Origin of the sequence: Acinetobacter sp. (assembly GCF_045628685.1) — a bacterium.
Taxonomy (GTDB): domain Bacteria; phylum Pseudomonadota; class Gammaproteobacteria; order Pseudomonadales; family Moraxellaceae; genus Acinetobacter.
Window position 1 is genome coordinate 1 of the sequence record NZ_JAZQPV010000128.1, and the last position, 21,082, is coordinate 21,082.

General features: G+C 38.0%; 16 protein-coding genes, 3 tRNA genes and 2 pseudogenes. 13 read left to right on the top strand and 8 right to left on the bottom strand.

The window, feature by feature from the left end; all coding sequences use genetic code 11:
- Positions 1–124 (top strand): annotated as a pseudogene (locus ACKI4H_RS16645) (IS5/IS1182 family transposase); the annotation flags it as partial.
- Positions 125–424: 300 nt separating this feature from the next.
- Here ACKI4H_RS16645 and ACKI4H_RS16650 read toward each other — a convergent pair.
- Positions 425–991: a DUF4385 domain-containing protein gene (locus tag ACKI4H_RS16650; protein WP_407307704.1), complete on the bottom strand. Its 567-nt coding sequence runs from the start codon at positions 989–991 to the stop codon at positions 425–427.
- Between the two features lie 1,555 nt (positions 992–2,546).
- On the opposite strand from ACKI4H_RS16650, the pseudogene ACKI4H_RS16655 reads away from it, so the two are divergent.
- Positions 2,547–3,588 (top strand): annotated as a pseudogene (locus tag ACKI4H_RS16655) (hypothetical protein).
- 146 nt (positions 3,589–3,734) lie between these two features.
- Here ACKI4H_RS16655 and ACKI4H_RS16660 read toward each other — a convergent pair.
- Positions 3,735–4,607, bottom strand: a complete 873-nt coding sequence (locus tag ACKI4H_RS16660; RefSeq protein ID WP_407307706.1) for an ATP-binding protein — start codon at positions 4,605–4,607, stop codon at positions 3,735–3,737.
- Between the two features lie 186 nt (positions 4,608–4,793).
- Between ACKI4H_RS16660 and ACKI4H_RS16665 the strand changes: the two genes are divergently transcribed.
- The 5 genes from ACKI4H_RS16665 to ACKI4H_RS16685 all read left to right on the top strand — a co-directional run bounded on the left by ACKI4H_RS16665 (position 4,794) and on the right by ACKI4H_RS16685 (position 7,546).
- Entirely contained in the window at positions 4,794–6,305 is a 1,512-nt protein-coding gene (locus tag ACKI4H_RS16665; RefSeq protein WP_407307708.1) for a DUF3336 domain-containing protein, read from the top strand.
- Complete coding sequence (locus ACKI4H_RS16670; RefSeq protein WP_407307710.1) at positions 6,295–7,128, top strand: serine/threonine protein kinase; 834 nt, start codon at positions 6,295–6,297, stop codon at positions 7,126–7,128. The genes ACKI4H_RS16665 and ACKI4H_RS16670 overlap by 11 nt, the downstream gene beginning before the upstream one ends.
- A gap of 104 nt (positions 7,129–7,232) precedes the next feature.
- A tRNA-Leu gene (locus ACKI4H_RS16675) sits at positions 7,233–7,317 on the top strand.
- 33 nt (positions 7,318–7,350) lie between these two features.
- Positions 7,351–7,424, top strand: a tRNA-Trp gene (locus tag ACKI4H_RS16680).
- Between the two features lie 37 nt (positions 7,425–7,461).
- Positions 7,462–7,546: transfer RNA gene (locus ACKI4H_RS16685), tRNA-Leu, on the top strand.
- A 170-nt stretch (positions 7,547–7,716) separates the two neighbouring features.
- Here ACKI4H_RS16685 and ACKI4H_RS16690 read toward each other — a convergent pair.
- On the bottom strand, positions 7,717–7,920 hold the full coding sequence (locus ACKI4H_RS16690) for a hypothetical protein (protein ID WP_004648669.1): 204 nt from the start codon (positions 7,918–7,920) through the stop codon (positions 7,717–7,719).
- Positions 7,921–8,388: 468 nt separating this feature from the next.
- Between ACKI4H_RS16690 and ACKI4H_RS16695 the strand changes: the two genes are divergently transcribed.
- Positions 8,389–8,661, top strand: a complete 273-nt coding sequence (locus ACKI4H_RS16695; RefSeq protein WP_407307713.1) for a hypothetical protein — start codon at positions 8,389–8,391, stop codon at positions 8,659–8,661.
- Positions 8,662–8,682: 21 nt separating this feature from the next.
- Here the strand turns inward: ACKI4H_RS16695 and gloB are convergent, their stop codons facing one another.
- Positions 8,683–9,414 (bottom strand): hydroxyacylglutathione hydrolase, encoded by a 732-nt coding sequence (gene gloB / locus ACKI4H_RS16700; protein WP_407307715.1) that lies wholly within the window; start codon positions 9,412–9,414, stop codon positions 8,683–8,685.
- A 226-nt stretch (positions 9,415–9,640) separates the two neighbouring features.
- Between gloB and ACKI4H_RS16705 the strand changes: the two genes are divergently transcribed.
- Positions 9,641–10,462 carry a PhzF family phenazine biosynthesis protein gene (locus ACKI4H_RS16705; RefSeq protein WP_407307716.1) on the top strand — a complete coding sequence of 274 codons (822 nt, stop codon included), beginning with the start codon at positions 9,641–9,643 and terminating at the stop codon, positions 10,460–10,462.
- Positions 10,463–10,599: 137 nt separating this feature from the next.
- Positions 10,600–13,371: a M16 family metallopeptidase gene (locus ACKI4H_RS16710; RefSeq protein WP_407307718.1), complete on the top strand. Its 2,772-nt coding sequence runs from the start codon at positions 10,600–10,602 to the stop codon at positions 13,369–13,371.
- Between the two features lie 372 nt (positions 13,372–13,743).
- Here ACKI4H_RS16710 and ACKI4H_RS16715 read toward each other — a convergent pair whose 3' ends face one another.
- Positions 13,744–14,808 carry an amidohydrolase family protein gene (locus ACKI4H_RS16715; protein ID WP_407307720.1) on the bottom strand — a complete coding sequence of 355 codons (1,065 nt, stop codon included), beginning with the start codon at positions 14,806–14,808 and terminating at the stop codon, positions 13,744–13,746.
- Positions 14,809–14,926: 118 nt separating this feature from the next.
- Complete coding sequence (locus ACKI4H_RS16720; protein WP_407307722.1) at positions 14,927–15,328, bottom strand: DUF3144 domain-containing protein; 402 nt, start codon at positions 15,326–15,328, stop codon at positions 14,927–14,929.
- A gap of 109 nt (positions 15,329–15,437) precedes the next feature.
- Between ACKI4H_RS16720 and ACKI4H_RS16725 the strand changes: the two genes are divergently transcribed.
- Positions 15,438–16,070 carry a hypothetical protein gene (locus ACKI4H_RS16725; RefSeq protein ID WP_407307774.1) on the top strand — a complete coding sequence of 211 codons (633 nt, stop codon included), beginning with the start codon at positions 15,438–15,440 and terminating at the stop codon, positions 16,068–16,070.
- A 33-nt stretch (positions 16,071–16,103) separates the two neighbouring features.
- Here the strand turns inward: ACKI4H_RS16725 and ACKI4H_RS16730 are convergent, their stop codons facing one another.
- Together ACKI4H_RS16730 and ACKI4H_RS16735 are read right to left on the bottom strand one after the other, a co-directional pair.
- Entirely contained in the window at positions 16,104–17,564 is a 1,461-nt protein-coding gene (locus tag ACKI4H_RS16730) for a CHAD domain-containing protein (RefSeq protein WP_407307724.1), read from the bottom strand.
- 166 nt (positions 17,565–17,730) lie between these two features.
- Complete coding sequence (locus ACKI4H_RS16735) at positions 17,731–19,191, bottom strand: inorganic triphosphatase (RefSeq protein WP_407307726.1); 1,461 nt, start codon at positions 19,189–19,191, stop codon at positions 17,731–17,733.
- Positions 19,192–19,462: 271 nt separating this feature from the next.
- On the opposite strand from ACKI4H_RS16735, the gene ACKI4H_RS16740 reads away from it, so the two are divergent.
- Both ACKI4H_RS16740 and thiE read left to right on the top strand, forming a co-directional pair.
- A complete protein-coding gene (locus ACKI4H_RS16740) occupies positions 19,463–19,846 on the top strand; it encodes an Mpo1-like protein (RefSeq protein WP_407307728.1) in 384 nt (127 codons plus the stop codon).
- A 576-nt stretch (positions 19,847–20,422) separates the two neighbouring features.
- A complete protein-coding gene (thiE, locus tag ACKI4H_RS16745; protein ID WP_407307730.1) occupies positions 20,423–21,043 on the top strand; it encodes a thiamine phosphate synthase in 621 nt (206 codons plus the stop codon).
- Positions 21,044–21,082: the final 39 nt, after the last annotated feature.

Sequence of the window (21,082 nt, forward strand, 5' to 3'; positions counted from 1 at the left end):
TAGGTTAAAGCAGTTCAGAGGAATAGCAACACGATATGATAAGCTAAAGTGTAGCTATGAGGGTGCAGTTGCATTAGCTTGTGTATTTATTTGGCTACCTTTATCGGGTAAATTCTATACTTGAAATGTCAACAGACCCTACTTTTGGTCATTTATTTTCAAGTAAAAGCTTAAGTTGAAGTGTCAATTTAAAATTCTTGTTATTTAATTTTACTTTATCTCATTTCTCTTCGGCATTTGGGGTAGGGGCAGTTTTATCTGAAAATCCCTAATAAACCTATAAATTGAATTCGAAATTTCAAGAATAAAACCATGAAGTTTTATATGCTGAAAATGATTTTCAATAATAAAAAAGGGCAAATTCTACATTTGAAATTACCCTTTCAATATTAACTATTATTGATATTTTAATAACAGCACTCAATTAATCCTGACGGATCAATTCATTGAATTTTTGTTTAAGCTCAATATATTTTGGATTTAATTTTGCTTGATCACTTTTATCCTTAAAAATTTTCGCAACCGCAGCTTTTACCTTATCTTCACTGTTATGTGGCTGTTTTTCAGTTGTAACCGCCTTATTCAATTCTAATTCAACTTTAGAGCTAACACCTTTATTTTTACGCCCAGTTTTGTGGGTCCCTTTTTTATGATGTGCATAACGACGCGCACGGGTATACCCCATCAGCAAAAACTTTCTTGCCATGTCTGCGCCAACAAAATCATTTTTCTCTAAATAATCTAAAAATAATGCAAAAATCTTCGCGCTACTTTCAGTGGCTTGAGCTTCATCTTCAAATTGCCAAAATGGTGAAATTTCAGATGTATAGGGTTCAACCAATAAAACACCTTCTTCACCACGACCAATGCGATATAACTCTGGACGCTTTCTGAAATTAATCTTTTCAAAGTCGAGTGAAAAGTCGAAGCTGCGTGAAAATGGTTTGACGTCAGGCTTAGGCGCTAATGAATCTTGTTCGTGATCACTCATGGGGGAGATTCCTTGAAATGTGTGAGTCCTCTGAATAATGAAGAATATTCATGACTCTCAAAAAGTTTTGTAGAGTTTGAAGCATTTTGGTGGACTTTGATATGTTAAAATTGCAATGCATACAACGACAGCTGTTTATATGGTCCAAATAAAATGATTCAAATCTTCGGGGAAAAAGCTTAAAGCAAATAATCTAGCATTATTACAAATGTTAATTGGATTTTGCACAATCATTATTAGATCTGTTTCATAAATCAAAAACTGACATCATTTTGGTGGATATTTATACGGTATATTTCGTCGAATTTATGGATAATTTACCGATGAAATACATCGATTCAAAAAGCTATATGAAACTCAGTTCAAGCGATACACTGGCATTTTCTGGTCAACCTTCTATTTAAAGGTTGAGCAATTGAAAATGCATGTCTCTGCCTAAGGCAGACCACCCAAGTTAAGCATGGAGGATCAGATTCTACTCTGTTTGTGCTATAGGTAGGAATAACCGAACGTTATTTCACCGTTGGTGACACGTTATACGATATTCAGAGCCTACAGCCTTAAGAAAATTGTACAGCAATGTTAAAGACTGCCTGATTCAGTCCAGGTTGTTTAATTTACCGAAGCATTTATCTGAAGGTGAAGGCATAGACTGCAATGTGTGATCGTAGATGCCATAGAAATTCCAACACAAAGGTCTCAAAAAACAGAAGAAAAGCTAGAGCGGCACAAAAAGACCATACCTTTAAAGTAAAGGTCATAATTTATTACAAGACTAAGCAAATTCTGATTTTATCTATCCGTCGTGGTGCCGTATATGATTTCGATTTGTTTAAATGAAATTTAAACCGGATTTCTTTTAGAGCTTTTATCCGAGAAAATAAAGGCGATCAGGGGGGTATAGGTTGTATCCCAATAGTCTGCTGCCATTAAAAGCCAAAAGGTGCTTTAAACTGAATTCTGAACTAAAAATCCACACTCAAGCAATCCATAAAAGAGGAACATGCATTGAGCCTGTATTTGGCCGCCTGAAAACCTTCTTGATCCTTTCTGAGCGTTATCGAGATGAGGCAAAAGACTTGGTTTAAGATGCAATTTAATTGCGGAAATTTCCAACACCGAGCTGAACAAAAATGATTTATGAAAGAACTCTCTATTCATTTTAAATTGCATGAAAAGAACTGAAAATTATCATGCAATATTTTTCAAGTTCAGAGCATGTCATTAAGTTTTTACTGCTCAAGTTACAAATGATATAAACATTATTCTAAACGTTATTTTATCCAATATATGCTAAATGCCTGAATGGGGCTAGCTAGAATAACAGAGTATAAGGTCAAAACATTCGTATTGCTGACTTCCCTATATTATTTGAAATATACAATAAAATTACAGAAAAAAAATTCGCCTTAATTAATATTAATTAATCAACTCTAGATAAGGTCAGGCAAAAAGCAGATTAAAACGCGGTGATGGAGTTTCACTTGCGATTTTTTATACGGTAAATATCCATCTTCAAATAAAAATGCAAATAAAGTTTAGGGAATAGAATCTCATGAAAAAGAAAATCACATTATTTGGAATTACTTTTATATCTGGATTATTAAGTGCTTGTGGAGGGGGAGGCAGTAGTTCTGATAGCCCGTCATCTGTGACCACTCCTCCCAATGTACCGAATGATACGATTTCTCCAGAGCTTTCAGATGAGTTTGTACCTTTTAAGGATCAGCCTATTCTGGATAGATAAAATTCGCGATAAAATGAATGGCAGCACTAGTAATGATACGGATTACAACGTCGCACTAGGCCATATGATCGGAGAGTCTTTTGGTGAATATCCTTATGGACGTACTGCTCGCTTGGTAAAAATTTATAACCTGGGTATAAATACTATCAAGTATCCGAACCTTTTATGTGCCGAAGTAACAACAACAAATGCTGTAAAAATGCTTAAATTAAAAGAAAATAAGGACAATTGCATTATTCTGGATAAAACCTATCGTAAGGGTTCGAGTATTACACAAACGGTCAATGGCGATACCACCACTTTGACTTTTAACAAGGTGCGTTATGGTTCTAATGTAGATTTTAATCTTAAAGATGACTATCTGATTTCTGGCAGCATTGTTCATACTAAAGTACACAATTTATCTGGTGCATCAGAAACTTATAAAATTGATCAGCTTGAATTCCAGCGTGTAGCAGAAAATACGACTGCGCCTATATCTGGAGCGGGGTTTAATGAAAATAGTAAGGAATATCTTCAGGTATTCAATTATGTCTATAGTTTGGTCGATGAATATAGTAATGGAAGCCGGACTTTAAAAAGTGAGGGAACTATTATCGGGCAGCCTTATCTGGCAGATTTTCGTTACAAATTTGATTTTAATACCACCGGTCCCTTCAAAATGGAAGAAACCGGATTGAATCATTATGAACATCTACCGAGTGAGGGAGTTTTAGAAATTACAGATAGCTATAATCAGGTGATCGAAGTGAAACAAAATCAGCCTAAATCACTTAAAGCGACTGTTTACTTCAATGGTAGTGAAATTGCGGATTTGCTCTGGTCAACGATTATTGGCGATAAAAAATAAAGTTCAATATAAAAAAGCTCCACTTTTGCGGAGCTTTTTTAATGATTAAATGAACTCAATAGCTAGATTTTTAAGATAAATTGAGGCGTTTTTATCATACCCAATGCCACTGTATTCTTCATGCCATGGCTTTCATCATCAAAAACTTATAATGATTTTAATTGCTGTGAACCAATCCAGTGTTTAGAAAACTGATAGGCAGCCCGCCCTGAGCGTTGTCCGCGCGCCTGACACCAGCGCAATGCTTCGGCACGTGTGGATTCATCTAAAGGTATATTGGCTTTTGCCAAATAATGTTCAACAATTTCCAAATACAAATTTTGATCCATTGGATAAAATGACAACCACAGCCCGAAACGGTCAGATAACGAAATTTTCTCTTCAATCGCTTCCTGAGGATGTAGCTCAGTATATTGCGGCACATCGACCCGGGTGACAGGCGTATTTTCATGCATGAATTCTGGCAATAAATGACGACGGTTACTGGTCGCATAAATCACAAAATTACTTGAACCCGATTGTAATGAGCCATCTAAAACACTTTTTAGACTACGGTAGTTTTCATCTTCTGCGTTGAAAGCTAAATCATCACAATAGACAATAAACTTTTCCGGACGGTTTTCTATCAGTTTTTGAATGAGGGGAAGATCTGACAAATCATCACGTTCAATTTCAATTAAGCGTAAACCTTCAGCTTCATATTGAGTCAGTAGGGCACGGACAATCGACGATTTACCTGTACCACGTGAGCCTGTAAGTAAAACATCGTTAGCGGGTAAGCCTTTAAGGAATTGCAGGGTATTTTGAATGACTTTTTCTTTTTGTCTCTCAATCCCTTTTAAATCATTCAAATACATCTTTTTAGGCTGTTGAATGGCTTTTAATTGTTGGTCTTGCCATTTATAAGCAGATGCCGAAAAGTCAGTTTCCTGTTTAAGTTCTGGTAAATTTTGCTGTAGCTGTTGGAGTACGGTAGAGAGTGTTTGTAAGATATGGTCAGGTAAATCAATTGTTGCCATGATTGTTCAGCTTATACGTGTAAAAGTAAAAGGGTGGTTTTATTGAAGAACTGTATATCAATTAGTCAGGATTTGCTAATGGAATAGGCATTTTTGCAATGATAATTCACCGAGTATTCTGTCAATGTTATGTGTGATAACCTATCATCAGTTGCAAATAAAAATGAAAGTTTTTGAGGGATAGATATGCTATTTAAAGATTTCACACAGGATATTAATCCACATCAAGCGTATCGCATAAAAAAATTAAAGCGCCAACTTGAAACAGCTGAAACATATGAAGAATGGAAAAGTATCGCATTAGAAATAGATGAAGAAACCGGTGCTCAAGAATGGAAATATGATAACTGTTCACCTTATTTTGATGCCGAAATTATTTCCGAGCGATTAAGCCGGTTAAAACGCTACCGTTTTCAAAAACGTACCCACGATCTTATGTATATATTACGTGAAGGTTTGAGCTACGATATTGCTAATATTGCAAATCCGATGTTGTTTACTGCCACATATGTGGGGACAAAAAAAATCATAGAAGATTATGTGGAAGAAGTCAGTGAAAGTCTTGCCTACCTTGCTTCAGAAGGGTGCTCCTGTTTATGTCGGGCCGAGAAAATTGAATTTTTCGAACATTGTAAACAGGCATATGGGCAACCTGCCATCATGTTTTCAGGTGGTGCAACGTTGGGATTGTTTCATACAGGAGTATGTAAAGCGCTACTTGAACAAGATTTAATGCCCAAAGTGATATCGGGTTCGAGCGCGGGTGCAATTATGACAGCAATGTTAGGAACTTCAAAGCCGTCAGATATTTCCGGTCTTTTAAATGGCGAAAACTTTTTTACTGAGGCTTTTCATTTCCGTAAATTTAGCGACATTATAAAAGGGAATGGGGGGGTTGCCGATGTGATGTACTTAAAGAAATTCTTGGTTGAGAATTTGGGGGATGTGACCTTTGAAGAAGCCTTTAAAATCTCTGGCTTGCATATTAATGTGGCTGTTGCCCCATATGATGCTTCACAAGAAGCGCGTATTATGAATGCTTATACTTCGCCAGATTTGCTGGTTTGGAGTGCGGTATTGGCCTCCTGTGCAGTTCCTATTTTATTTCCACCAGTTAAGCTCACCAGTAAGCGCCAAAATGGGCAATTAACTCCTTATATGGCAAATACACGATGGGTGGATGGTAGTGTACGCAGTGATTTCCCTCAAGAAAAAATGGCGAGACTGTATAATTTAAATTATACCATCGCCAGTCAGGTCAATCCTCATATTGTGCCGTTTATGCAAAGTGATGTAGAGCGCTACCGTCGAGATCTGTTGAGTTGGCCAGAACGGATTATTCGTCGTCAGGGGAAAGTAATTAGTAAAGGGATTATGGACTTTGCCCGTGGGCGAGTCGGAAAAATTCCACCAGTACGACGATTGCTCGATCATGGTTTTGGTGTGATTGATCAAGGTTATTATGGCGATGTAAATATTGTCGGTGATTATAGCTTACGACACTATAGTTATATGTTTCAGAACCCGCGACCATATTTGTTTAAATTGTTACAACGAGAGGGTGAGCGCGCGACTTGGCCTAAAATATCCTCTATTGAAACACATGCTCGTGTTGGTAAAACCATTCTCCATTGTCTGGAACTTTTAAATTATCAAGATGATCCCGCGCAAAAAGAAGCAGAATTTATTGCAGTTTGATGCTGAAGATATTCATTCTTTTGATTTGATTCTAAAGACCAAGCCCCAGAGTTTAACTTTTGGGCGTTCCTTGTTTAGCTTTGAATATCGGCGACAACACTACTGGCTAAAAACACAGGCAGGCAATGTCAATCAAAGTTATGAAGCTGGTTTTCTAAATGAATTGGCTTTTTATCAACAATATGCAGATCAACCCAATTCTTCCAGTACCATGCCTGATTTTTTATTGCCCTTTCAAGTAATCGCTCATTTAAAAACTGATGCACAATCGGAATCGGGGAGAACAAGACCTGCTTTAATTTTGAGCCATGCAGATTCGCTATTAAGTGATTGTTCTACTATGCCGCTCAATGAGATTAAAGAAATGTTATTAAACGTTCTGCATGTGGTTGATCAATTGCATCAACTCGGCTGGATTCATGCCGATTTAAAGCAAGAGCATTTTGTTCAATACCAGCAACGTGTGTATTTGATTGATTTTGAGCAGGTACAAGAAATCAGTTCACCCCAAGAATTGCAAAGTTTGACTGCGACTCCACGTTATATGGCACCTGAACTTTTTCATGCAGCAGGCAAAACGGTACAGAGCGATATTTATGCTCTAGGTATTATTTTTTATGAATGGCTTACAGGGCAGCGTTTAACAGCAGAAAATTATCAGGATTGGGCTTATTTACATTGCCAGAGGTTAAATATTGAACTTCCAGAGCATGTGTTAATTTTTAAAAAGCTTTTATCGGGGATGTTGGCGAAGCAAAAAGAGCGAAGATTTACCGATATTTATACGGCAAAACAGTGCTTACTCACTGAAAACGTTCAATAAAAATACAAAAAAACCGTTTTTGTTTTTTATTTAAACAAACAAGTGGATTTTTCATAAAAAGGTCTTGTCATCAGGAATCGATCTCTATAATATACACAGCCATTGGGGACGTGGCGAAATTGGTAGACGCACTGGATTTAGGTTCCAGCGCCGCAAGGTGTGAGAGTTCGAGTCTCTCCGTCCCCACCAATTATTATCAAACTTGTTTGGTAATAAGGCTATAGAGGATTGGTGTAATGGTAGCATGACGGTCTCCAAAACCGTTCGTCAAGGTTCGAGTCCTTGATCCTCTGCCAAGTTTTAACAAATCTAACATTATGTTAGTACCCTGATGGGGACGTGGCGAAATTGGTAGACGCACTGGATTTAGGTTCCAGCGCCGCAAGGTGTGAGAGTTCGAGTCTCTCCGTCCCCACCATCTAGATATTAAAGCAAGGTATATTACCTTGCTTTTTTATTGTCTGAACAAAAGTGAAAGATAAAATAAAACCCCCAAAAAAGGAGGCTTTAAAGAATATTCTAAAAATATATTTTAAAGAATGATTTGAGTAAATTATTTTTATCGTGATTCAAACATGCAATATATTTTTAAGCTTTTAAATGATCTTCAAACTCTTCGCCGAGTTGCATAGCCAGTGAATTACCGGCCAAATCACAGGTGACTAAACCATATTCTTTTTTAAAACTAAAAGTAAATCCGCGATTATCGGTTAATGATTTCACCGAATAGCCTAATTTTTCTAGCCAAATACGAAAGGCAATCAAATTTTTTGCTTTAACAACTTTCTTCACGAGAGAACTCCTTGTGTATATTAGATATATTGCAGTATTAATAAATTAATAATAGGGATGCAGTTTTTTTTTTAAAGGGTAGCTTTGTGCTGTTTTTATAAAATAAAGAAATTTGTATTTTTTTACAGCAATATTTGAATAAAGAATAGCGAAAAATGAAGATTAAATTTATCCAAATAGCTAAGTTAATGAATATATACAATTGATTTTAATCTAAATTTAATAGTTATATAAAGTGGAAATATTTATACACAATTTTCAATGTAGCTTTAATGTTTTTATCTTTGCGTTCTTTTGTAGATTCTTAAGAAATACCAAATTGAGTCGGAAAATTATGAGTATTTTATATACAATTTCATAGCTACAAAAAATGACAGTGCTTCACGGGATGAAAAAAGATAAAATATATTGCGCTGTGCAGGGAGATTCCATTCTGAGTAAAGTATTGATGAAAATGATTAGACTGAAATGACCATAGAAACTATTGAACAATATGTATTAAAGCAAATTAAAAATATGCAGCAACAAGATTTGATTCCTGTTGCTGTCATGTTGGGACATGAAGATTGGCTGATCTTTGCGGAACAATCAAAAGTATCTTATACGCCTTTTGGCAGTGCCCGACGTTATCAACCTGCTTTAGGTGGTTTGCTCTTGGTTCGTGTTGATGAAATGAATATGACCCGTGTGGCGACTCAAGCAGAGATAGATGCGTATGCGCAAACACATCAGATTTTATAAAACTTACATATTCGCCTCATATTAAAAATGATCTTTTAACTCCCGTAGACGTTGGAATTCCTTAACGCTTTCAGCCCTTAAAAATGGATTGGTGTCTAACTCCAATTCAATTGTGCTGGGTAGCGTGCATTGACCGAGCATACGTTGAGCTTTAACTTTTTCGAAACGTTGTTGAATCGCCAGATTGTCCGGTTCTGCGTATAATGCAAATTTTGCATTTGAAAGGGTGTATTCGTGCGTGCAATACACTTTGCTTCGGGCAGGTAAAGCAGCTAAGCGGTTAAGCGAATGATACATTTGCTCATAGGTGCCTTCGAAGACCCGGCCGCAGCCCATCGCAAAAAGCGTGTCACCGCAAAAAAGAACATCTATAGCATCAATAAAATAGACGATATGTCCGAGTGTATGACCCGGTACGGCAATAACTTCAATATCTAAGTCATGGAAGGTAATATGGGCGTCATGTTGCAGAGGATGGCTAATAAAAGGAACTTTACTCAACTCATCACGTGGACCATAGACAGGAATATTGCGATGGAGTAAAAGATCGGGTACGCCACCTGTATGATCTTTATGCCAATGGGTCAGCCAGATTTGACTCAGCGTTAAATTGTTTTCTGCACAGTAGGCGTCTACCAAATGTGCTTCGGTTGGATCAATCGCGACAACTTCCTTACTTGGCGTATGCTCTAATAACCAAATATAGTTTTGTAATTGATTTTTGACATCAATCATATGAATTTGAAAAGTCATGAGATAGGCGATCAATGAGAGAGATATGAATAAGCTATCGTTAATGCCGGTTTTTTGCCAGTAGAAGATTGCTAATCAATAAGAAAACTTAATTTTCAATAAAGTCATAACTATCTGTATGTTCTGTATGTTTGTACAAAGAATCGATGAAAATTATTTTTAATTCTTTTATATATTCAAGTTTTCAACCGGTAAAATGGCGATAAATAAAATGGGATAAATTGATATGAAAATGTATCAGGTAGATGCATTCACCAAAGAGCTGTTTAAGGGCAATCCTGCAGCGGTGATTGTGACCGAGCAATGGTTAGATGAAACCTTGATGCAAAATCTTGCATTGGAAAATAATTTGTCTGAAACGGCCTTTGTTAAAATCATTGATGTAGAGAATTATGAAATCCGCTGGTTTACGCCGACCACAGAAGTGGATTTTTGTGGACACGCCACTTTAGCCAGCAGTTTTGTGCTGTTCAAAGATTTTACATCAGCAAAAGTCATTCAATTTCATGTGAAAAATTTGGGGATCTTTGTGGTTGCTCAAGAGCCTGATGGCAAAATCAAAATGAATTTTCCTATTCGCCGTGCAGAGAAAGTTGACACATATCCTGAAATTTTAAATCAAGCTTTAAGCAAGCCCTTCAAAAATGTCTATTTGAATAGCCAGGCCTATATTGTGGAATATGAAAATCCGCAAGATGTTATCGATGAAATGCCAAATCTGGAATTGCTGAAACAACTGGGGCGAATACGAACTGCCATTACAGCGCAAGGGACATGTGTGGATTTAGCCTTAACTGCACAAGCCGAACAATATGACTGTGTTTCGCGTTATTTTGCACCTGCCAATGGTATTGATGAAGATCCGGTTACCGGCTCAATTCATACTGCCATTGCGCCGTTATGGGCTGAAAAGCTCGCTAAAAGTGAAATTCTGGCGTATCAGGCATCAAAACGTGGCGGGGAATTGCATTGTGTTGTGCTTGAAAATGAACGGATTGAAATTTCAGGTTATGCAAAATTATATATGCAGGCAGAGCTGTATTTATAAAAGTTGATAAGCAACTTGCTACCCAGTCGTTGGAATAACGGCTGTTTTTTCAAAAAACCACTACTAAAAATCAAAAGCATTTTCTAAGATGTCGTGGGTTATAAAAATTCATATTGTTGAATAAAATTGGAATAATTATGTTAATGCGGTTTAAAAAACTTACCATCTCTTTATTATTTTTCGGCATTAGTGCAACAGCTTGGTCAGAACCTGTTTTAGTAAAATCTCAGCAGAAGATTGAGGAATATAAGTTAGATAATGGTTTGCGTGTCGTTCTTGCGCAAAATGACAAAGAAAATAAAGTATTTATGAATACCGTTTATCTCACTGGTTCATTAAACGATCCGCAAGGTAAAGGTGGTTTGGCGCATTTATTGGAACATTTGGCATTTAAAGGGACGCAGAATATTAAAGGCGAAGAGTTTCAGCGCCGTCTGGATCAATACACCTTAATGACCAATGCAAGCACCGATTATTATTCGACTAAATATACCAATATTATTCGCCCAGAACAGAATGCAATTAATGAAGTGATTCATCTTGAAGCGGAACGAATGGATAAACTGGTTCTGCAAGAAAAGTTTGTACCTGCTGAAATTTCAATTGTGAAACGCGAACGTGAAGTTCGGATGGATCAGCCTTTTTCAGTCATGATGGATCAAATGTGGAAGTCGGCTTATGGCAATCAGTATCTGGGGCGTTTACCGATTGGCGACTTAAACGAATTACAGTCCATTAAAATGGATGAGCTGAACAAATTTTACCGTACCTGGTATGCACCGAATAATGCGGTAATGATAATTTCAGGAAAATTTGATAAAGAGGAAGTGTTAAAGCAGATTGATAAAAGCTTCAGTCCAATTGCAACACGACAAGTTCCTGCACAAGTTAAAGTTCCAGTCCTTGATTCAACCAAAATTAAGAACAGAAATTTTCTAGTACAAAAGGGCAGTGATCTGGCCAAATTCAATATTTATCTGAATGGCAAGAATGAAAAGATCAAATCTGCACTCGCCTTAGCGCCGTATTTATATACCATGCAGCCAAGCGGTCATCTTTATCAAAATATCGTCGAAACAGGGATAAGTACTGGAGTTCAATCCACCACATGGCTAGATCAAGACTTTAACTTGGTTTTCATGGGCGCGGTTTATGCCCCAAATCATGATGCGAAGAAAGTCCAATCGGAATTGATAGCAGGGGTAGAAAAAAGCAAGCCATTTAATGAAACTGAGCTGAATCGGGTCAAAAACCTGATTCAGAATCAGGCAGACAATATTAAGAGTAATGCTGCAGCATTGGGTGGTCGTTTAAGTGATTATTACGTTTCTTATCGAGGAAATTGGCCACAATATTTTACTGATCTGGAGAATGTGAAAAAATTAAAGCTCTCTGAGGTCAATCAAACCTTAACCCATTTTTTAATTCCCGAACATCGTATTTCAGGGGATATCCAACCAACGCCAGAAGATCAGAAAAAAGCATTAGAGCAAAAACAAGCATCTGAACAACCCAAAATGCTTGATCAAACTAAGGTCAAAGAAGAACCTTTAAAAGATAGTAGCGTCTATAAACAAGAGGTGACTGAATATGTCAAAACCTCAAAACAGTATCTAGTCGATACCGAAAAGAAAATTCAACGCGGAACTTTGCAGAATGGTATTAAATACGCGTTATATCCTACATCGACACGTGATGACAAAACCTATGCTACCATTTCTGTCGATTTTGGTACTGAAAAATCATTATTCAATAAAGGTGAAATACTCGATTTGATGGCGTATTTGTTATTACGTGGATCAGATCAATATAGCTTGCAAGATATTGCTGATAAATCAATTGAAGCAGGGGGTAGCGCCACAGCAACAGCATCAGACAATAGCATTACTATTCAGGTTGTGGCAAAAAAAGAAAAGTTTGATGACTATTTCAAATTTATGATGCAGGTTTTGAAAAATCCGAAGTTTGAACAATCACAATTTGATTTGATTAAATCACAAACTTTATCTGTATTGGATCGTCCTTATACCGAGCCTGGAACTGTTGCGACACTCACCATGACCCGATTGCTCGAAACCTATCAGCCAGGTGATTTGCGTTACCATTTTGAGCCGGATCTGGCCAAGCAACAAATTAAAGCAGCAACGGTTGAGCAAGTAAAGAAACTGTATCAGGATTTCTTCGTTAGCAACCATGCACAAATTGCGATTACGGGGGATTATCAAGCCAAACCCATGCTCATATTGCTGCAAAAGGAATTTTCCGACTGGAAAGCACAATTGCCATATCAACGTCTTAGCTCAGATTATCAAGCTTATCCGGCACAAAAAATTCATGCTTTATCCGAACAGCGTGAGTTCGGTAATTATCAATCGATTTTGACTTTCCCTGCTGGGGCAAGCCATACTGATGCTACCGCATTAATCGTATTCAGCTATATTTTAGGCGACTCACAACTCTCTTCACGTTTAGCGCAAGAGTTACGTGAAAAAAATGCGCTGGTTTATGGTTTTGGCAGTAATGTTGAGCTGGATGAGTGGATTGATTCCGGTGCATTAACCATTGAAGCCAATTACACAGCAGGCAAATCGGCTCAAGTTTCCCAAAGTGTGCATAAAGTCTTAAATGACTTGCTGACTAAAGGTGTGACCGAGCAAGAACTGGAAGCGGCGAAAGCAAATATTCTGAAAAAACGGGTTACTACTTTGGAAGATGAGCGCAATATTCATCAAATGTTAACCCCACAATTAGAACATGATCGTGATTTACTGTTCCGTGAAAAACGTGATCAGGCGCTCGCCAAATTGACCAAAGCCGATGTGGATGCAGTGATCAAGAAATACATAAAGCTGGATCAACTGGTTGAAGTGATGGCTGATCAGTATGGTAAGCAAGTTAAACAATCATAGTATGGGTAAATAAAAAAATCCCTTCAAGTGAGGGGGTTTTTATTTTTCAATATAAATAAAAGCCCCAATTTAAGTAACTTTTCTGGTAAACAGGATTCCACCTAAAACGCCAGATAGCACAGCGATGGGTAAGCTCCACCAGAAGGTGGCAAAAAGAAATAGGAAAATACCACCTGATATTAAGATTGCTCCGAAAGCGATATCTTTATTAAAGGGTAAGTGAGTAATATGTTGGTAATAGTAGGATGCGATTCCACTAAAACAGATCACCAAGCAAGTATATAAAAGCTTTTTTCTGACAAGGGACTAGCGATCATTTCTTCCCAGAGCATATGTATTTTCCTCCTTTTCTAAGGATCCAGACTCTTATTCTTATAATTTATAAAACGCTTTAGCATTCTCATAAAAGATCGGCTTTAACGCGTTTTCATTGTAGGCCTGAACAATATCGCTAAAGGTATCAATGATATTGCTGAGTGAGCTGCTGACACTGTCCATCGGAAAGTTGGACGCAAACATCACACGTTCAGAACCAAAATAGTGTAAGGCATGCTGAATCAGGGGAGCTGCCCGTTCCAATAATTCCTGTTTACTTGCCAACCGTTTCTGCTGATGAAAATCATGGCCTAAAACGGGCATAAACAAGCCAGACATTTTAGTAGATACATTTTTGCATTCGGACAGTTCAGCCAGCTGCTCTTTCCAGTCTGAAAATATCTGGGCACGTTCTTGTTCGGTCTTGCCTGTGGCTTTGCCCACTTTGCCAAATAAGCCTGCAGGTGTGCCTAGATGATCCAGCACGATAGGCGTATCTGGAAAGGCTTTGGCTAGAGCACTCACATCAGAAATCTGGGTAGAATAAACCCAGGCATCAAAACTTAAATCCTGCTTGGCCAGTTCCTCAAAGCCTTTCAGGAAATCTTTGTTGCAATAAAGATGCGGTTCATTGGCCCAGGCATGAATGCCTTTATCTGGATGTACCGCAGCCATTTTACGGATGCCGCGAAATTTTGGAGAAGCTTCCCGATGCAGTTGAATCAGTTGCTTAAAATTCTTCTGTCGTGGATCCGCCGTGGCGACAATCCCCCCTAGCCGGATATTATGCTGATCAAAAGGAAGTTCGGCGATAAATCGGGTTTCATCCACGACGCCTGTGCCTTGCTGGTCATGCCAGCTGGCTTCGACATGTACTATCTGCTCAACGTCATAATGTCCTACATCTTTCTTGTAATTTGCAGGCAGGTAAGGTGCGGTCAGATGCTGGGTCAAACCAATTGTTTCAATTACATCTTTAGGCTTTAGTAGCCGGACCATCTTATCCAGCAATCTGGAATGCTTGCCAAACAGCTTTACAGCGAGCGCTGCCGCATGTGGCGTGTTATACGGATCCCATTGGTGAATATGCGGGTCAATCATCGGGAAGGGAAGTTGCTGCATAGGATGCCTTGTTTTAGTTTATTTATTGTTCAATTTATATGGGGCTAAAATCAGTTTAAAGTCAATATGATAAATTACAGAAAATAAAAAAAGCCCCGCAGGGCTTTTCATATTTTAATCAATGATCGTGCTTGTGATCATGGTTATGCTTGTTGGCATGAAACTCTTCATTGTGACGGAAACGTAAATAGTTTTCGAACTGTTCACAGTATTCATCATAGTTATCTTCCAGCATCATTTGAAACTGCTGCAAAATATAAGACATGACCTGATCTTTGGCATCGCGCATTTCATTGCCATCTTTGAAGTTATTGGCTGCAACCCAGGTATTAAAACGGGCAGTACCAAACAACATTGCAGCACTAACTTGACCGCGCATTTCAGCGGGTTTCACTTGTGAACCTTTTTCAACACGACAAAATTCATTTGCTTGTTTGATAAATTCATCAGCACGTTCAAAAAAAGCAGCATTTAACGCTTCTTCTTCGGTTACATCTGTTGCTTCAATCTTTTGAACCATGAACTTTTCCTGCAAAAACGATCTAATGGCATATTATAGGCAAAGCCTTGCAGAAACTAAACCTTTGGATTAATCTAAAAATAGCCTAAGCATTAAAATGGATAATCCAATGCAAGATGCCATTGCAGTACAAAGTCTAAAAAGTGATATTGCCTTATTACGTCAAAACATTTGGCCACCTGCAAATCTGGCCAATGTGGAAGGTTTGCCGATTTATTATGGCTCCAGGTCCGAAGTCGAAGAATATTACCGACAATGGACGGGCTTGATTGAAAGGGCACAAGATCTGTTTCAACCCTTTATGGAAGATGAAACCTTGGATGCAGTACATTTACCTAGCCATTTGAATTTGCCATTGTTTTATTTTCATGTAGATCGCATCCGGATTAATAAAACCCGTGCCAAAGAGTCGAAAACCTTTCGGGGTATTGCCAGTCTGATCGACAAATGCGGGCAATTTGAGCCAGAGCAAATTCAAGCCATGCGACTGTGGCTAGACAGTGATGATACCGCCGCATTGGTTGCACACCGCGAATTTATAGATTTGCGTACTTATGTGTTCCAGCATGGGCAGACTGAATACACACGGACCCGATTTTATGTAAATGGCATTGTACTTAGTACCGAGCCACACTTTGAATTGGTCGATGCCCGAGATAAACCCCGCAAACAGCGCAATGACAGTTATAGCGACCCATTGGCAGATAATGGAACCTGGAAGATTTTTGGAAAATATCGCTAACCGGGCATGAAATTTACCAAAATTATTTTCCTCTTACCAAAAAGGGTCGGTTTTAGAATACGTGTCTAAATGCTCTTGGGCTTGTTGCAGAACATATTTTTTCTCATTTGCAATCCAGCCCAATACAAACCATGCTTTTTGCTTACGCTTTACAATGTCTTGAAACATGACTTCTGCCACATTTAAATCATTATATTGTCCCAAGCTTTGTTGTGCCGGTTTTAAATCTTTTAAGTAATTTTTTACATCTTTGCTCGGATAGAGCGAGGCAATAAACTCGATACAATAACGTAAGCGTTTGACCCGTTTACGAGTGCGATGTCGTGATTCAATATCCAGCTCCAGAAATTGATCGGCATCTTTGCAAATTTGTTGATGCAATTTCTGGATTTTTTTTGCGATATCTTTTTTTAAATTCTTCTTTGTCTTGTCTGTGCAAGGTTGATGTACAAATTGCAGTAAAGCCAACATTAAGTTAACCGCCTCTAAAGAACGTAAAGATTCATCAAGCGGAAGGTTTTTTTCTTCAGGAATTGTTGGAAGTTGCACAAAAGGTGCTCCCGCTGCTTCAAGCTGAGGTAAAAGCCCTTCGCTTAAAGCATCGCGGTCTCGGGTTGAACCGAGTTGACGGAACAGGGTCGTCAGCTGTTCTTGCCAATCAGGATCGACATCCGTTGACCAGTCACCAAAAACCCGTAAGGCACTTCTTAAACGGCGAATCGCGACGCGAGTTTGATGAACATGCTCGCTGTTGTATTGTCTAGCTGAGATAGCGGTCACATTCGGCAATAGATGTTGCAAGGTATTATTGACGATTTTTTTTAATGCACTATCAGTTGAATCTTTTTTATCCAGTTGTAGGGGGGTTGCAAATTGAGCCGGAGCAATCTTTAAATCCTGTGCCAGTAAATCGCCGCGCTGCGCTTTACTTCGTACATCTAGCCACAAATGATATTGTTTAACCCAAGGTTGAATAAATTTGATTAGGTCTTGGATAGATCCTTGTTTAAGCTCAAATTCAATCTCATAAATTGCGAGGGTTTGATCCTTATGAGAGATCTCACCGCGGTCTAAACTGACTTCAATTTCTGCACGATTGTAATGAACTACATACACTAGGCGTTCTACATTTGTTTCAAACTGCTTGCTTAATTTTTGGACCTGTTTGCCTAATACCTGGTGGAGTATTTTTTTGGCTTGAGGATGGTCTTTATAAATATTCAGATCTAAAGCGGAATGATCTAACTCGCCTAAATCGATTTCTAATTCAAAGCGTTCTAAATGATGACCGCTCGGAGCTTTCAAGGTTTGGATCCAGTGTGTGCCTTCAAGGCGTTGACGTAATGAGATGTGCTGCTGGGCTAAATGACATTCAGGCGTATCATAGTATTGTGCACATAAAGAAATCGGGTGAGCGTTTTTGGACAAAAATAATTGATAAATTTGTTTTTGATGTGATGGTGGAATCTGAAATTTTAATTCTACTTCTAGCATGTTAAAACTCCTGCCACTTTACAATCAAAGTGGTTCTGACATTAATTGTAAGCCAGACATCATAAAAGAGTAGGAGAGTTTTGCTTAAAAATTTATAAAGCATATTGCAGAATATTTCAAAACAGCGATACCTGAAACATTCTGTCATATACTTTAATGTTATTTACTATTTAATGAATTTACGACTCACAAGAAATTGTTCTGTCGCTTCAAGTAAATTCTGTGCATAAACTTCCTGTTTTGCTGTTAGCCAGCCCAAAACGAACCAATCACTGGCTTCAAGTTCGGTTTGCTGAATATAATCTGCTGAGGATGCTAAAATTTGATATTCACTTGCAGCAAGTTGCGCGTCATTTAAGGCTTTGCTGTATTTTTGTAAATTTTTGACATCATAAATAGAGGTTAAAATAGGAAAACTAAATTTCAATTCATGAATCTTGCTGGCTAATTTATCCAGACTCTCAAAATCAGTAATTTCTGCACTGGTCAAACTGTCTTGCAAATTTTTATACTGATTTTGCAAGGTATTTTGCGCAAACCATTTCAAGTCGTGAGTTTGAGTCTTTTCCTCGTAATCTAAACTAAACATCAACAGTTCTAAATAGTGATGTACGTTTTGAGTTGAGCGAACCAGGTTAGACAACTTTTCTTTGGCATATAAAATATCTTTGGTCAGATTTGATGCGGTGTTCGGATTTTGTAAAAATGCACCCAAAGTCGTCTGCATGTGTTCCAAATGCTGCAAATGATCAAACTGCTGTTTAAAAGCCCCCAGTTGCATCGCCCATTTGTCTGAAACAGCCTCGTTCCAGTCTTTAAATAACGATAGGGTCAAATTCAAATGATCTAAAGCAATTTGTGCCTGCTGAATATGTTCTTTTTCAGAAACTACTGCGGAAATGGCAGCAATATTAGGCAGCAAATGTTGTAATTGTTGTGCAATCAACATGCGTAAATTTTTATTGGCCGGATCTTTTTTGCTTAAAGTGAATTCCTTGGCGGATTTGGCTGGACTGACTTTTTGCTGGGTCGCCAATAGATTGCCGATTTCAGCTTTACTGCGCACATCAAGCCAGAGTTGGTATTTTTTCACCCATTCAAAACTAAAGGCCAAAAGTGATTGTACTGAACCTGCCTTAAGTTCAAATTCTACTTCATGCACTTCATTCTGCGCGGTTTCCGTCCGTACTTCGCCCACATCTAGACTGACTTCAATATCGCTTTCTTCAAATTGAATTATGCGGAAGGTGCGCTGGATATCCGTCTCAAATTGTAATTTGAGTTGCTCGTGGGAATCGCCTAAAGCATCTTTTAAGATTTGCTGCGCTTCAGCCTCATGCTCATAAATACTTAAATCAAGCGGTGGCGCCTGTTCAAGTTCCCCCAGGTCATAATTATGCTCAAAGCGGTGTAAATGACTTTTTCCTGCCGCTTTTAAGGTTTGAATCCAGCGTGTGCCTTCCAGTCTTTGGCGTAGGGCAACACCATGTTGGGAAAGCAGGCGCTCTTCAGTGTCATAATATTTTGCTTTAAGTTGAATCATTTCCGATTTTTTAGCATCTAACGCCTTGAGTAAGGCATTACGTCTTGCTTCAGGGATTTGAAATTTTAATTCAACTTCAACCATGATTTTTCATCCTAATTCTTGACGCTATTTCAGCAATGAAATGCGTCATCTGTGCGGTACAAATGCGTTATGAAATCTGTTCTTTTATAGCGCTAGAATTGTATTCTTAATTTTAAGTCCCCGATTGTAACGAAAATGATTTTTCATGTAAGACTTGACGAGGTGATTCTGAAGTAATTGTTTTTGAAATGAACAAAAACTAAGAGCAATCTCAGTATTTATTTGTACAAAATATGTGTTAACGTAAATAAAAATAATCAGGATGATAACAATGAATGGCCTTGTAAAGCTAAACTTAGAACATGGTTCAGAACAGGAATTTCAACTTCCGATTCAAAACTACCATGAATTTTATCGGTTTTATTTGACCGAACACCGCAATATTACCAGTCGCCGTTTACATGTATTTGGAAGCAGCGTCGGTGTGTATTTTTTTACTCAGGCAATTCGTCAAAGAAAGCCTAAATATTTGGCTTATGGTTTATTGTCTGGCTATGCTTGTGCATGGGTGGGACATTTCATGTATGAAAAGAATAAGCCAGCCAGTTTTAAGCAACCACTATGTAGTTTTGTGTCGGATTGGCGGATGTTATCTGACGTGATCCGTGGAAATTTAAGTTTAAAAGATCGTTCTCTGGATAAAATTCCAAGTTAATAAATTTACATTTTCTGGGGGTAATAGTAGCTGGATCAAAACCCGAATTTTACTTTAAGATAAAATATTACAGAACTTGAACTCCTCAGGCTTGCAAAACTAGAGTGAATATTCTATTAATGGTGCTGTGCTTATTCAATTCATTTCTCGGGTTGAGTAAACCCTGTAATTTTAAAGTTTTCCAAGCCTAGAGCGACCTTTCTCTAGGCTTTTTTTATTGAATAATTTAAATTTAATCATAAATTGAAAATAAAAATGGCTCTCTCATTCTTTGTTTGCTTTCTCAGGCGCGTTATATAACAAAAGAATTAACAATCTGGATGATCGCTCTAAGTTTTATTTTTATAATGGATTTATTGTTATTGCTTCGACTCATTAAATCGTTTTAATGCATACAGGATCGATCTCTAAAAGCAGATGTTTTTTTCCTTCATCTTGAAAATATGAGAATTGTTACCATCTTTCCATCTTTTTGAAAATTTACCGCTAGCAATCCAGTTGTATTTGCTTGGGATAGGCTGAATCTTATTCTTGATATGCATATAATAAGGCAGTTCTATTTTTGGCAGCTTTTTTATGCGCGGTTTATATTTAATTACCAATGATGATCCTTTAGAGCTTTTATTGGCGAAGTTGGAAGGTGCGATGGCGAATGGTGGCATTGCCGTGTTGCAATACCGTCGTAAAAAAGTTCCCAAAGAAGATCAGATTTACGAAATCGAGTATATGAAAGCCATGTGTGCGGAATATTGCGTGCCTTTTGTGATTAATGATGATCTTGAAATGGCGGTTAAATACGGCGTAGGTGTGCATTTGGGTCAGGGTGATGGTTCTATTGTCGATGCTGTTGCGCGTTTGCCTCAAGGTGTGTTGATTGGTCGTAGCTGTAATAACTCAATTGAGCTGGCTGAACAGGCGATTGCAGATGGCGCAAATTATGTGGCATTTGGTGCGATTTATGCCACCGACAGCAAACCTGAAGCAGGTAACATTGGCTTGGAAACCTTAAAACTTGCCAAAGAAAAACTCAACGTACCCCTCTGTGCGATTGGCGGCTTAACCGTTGAAAACTCCCATGAAGTCATTGAATCAGGTGCAGATTATTGCGCAGTGATTAGTGATATATTGGGACTTCCCATGCACGCCATCCCTGAACGGTTAGATGAATGGTCTGCGCTTTTTCAAGCGACAGCATAAAATATTTTTGATAGATTTAATTTTTAGTCGAGTGCCTTC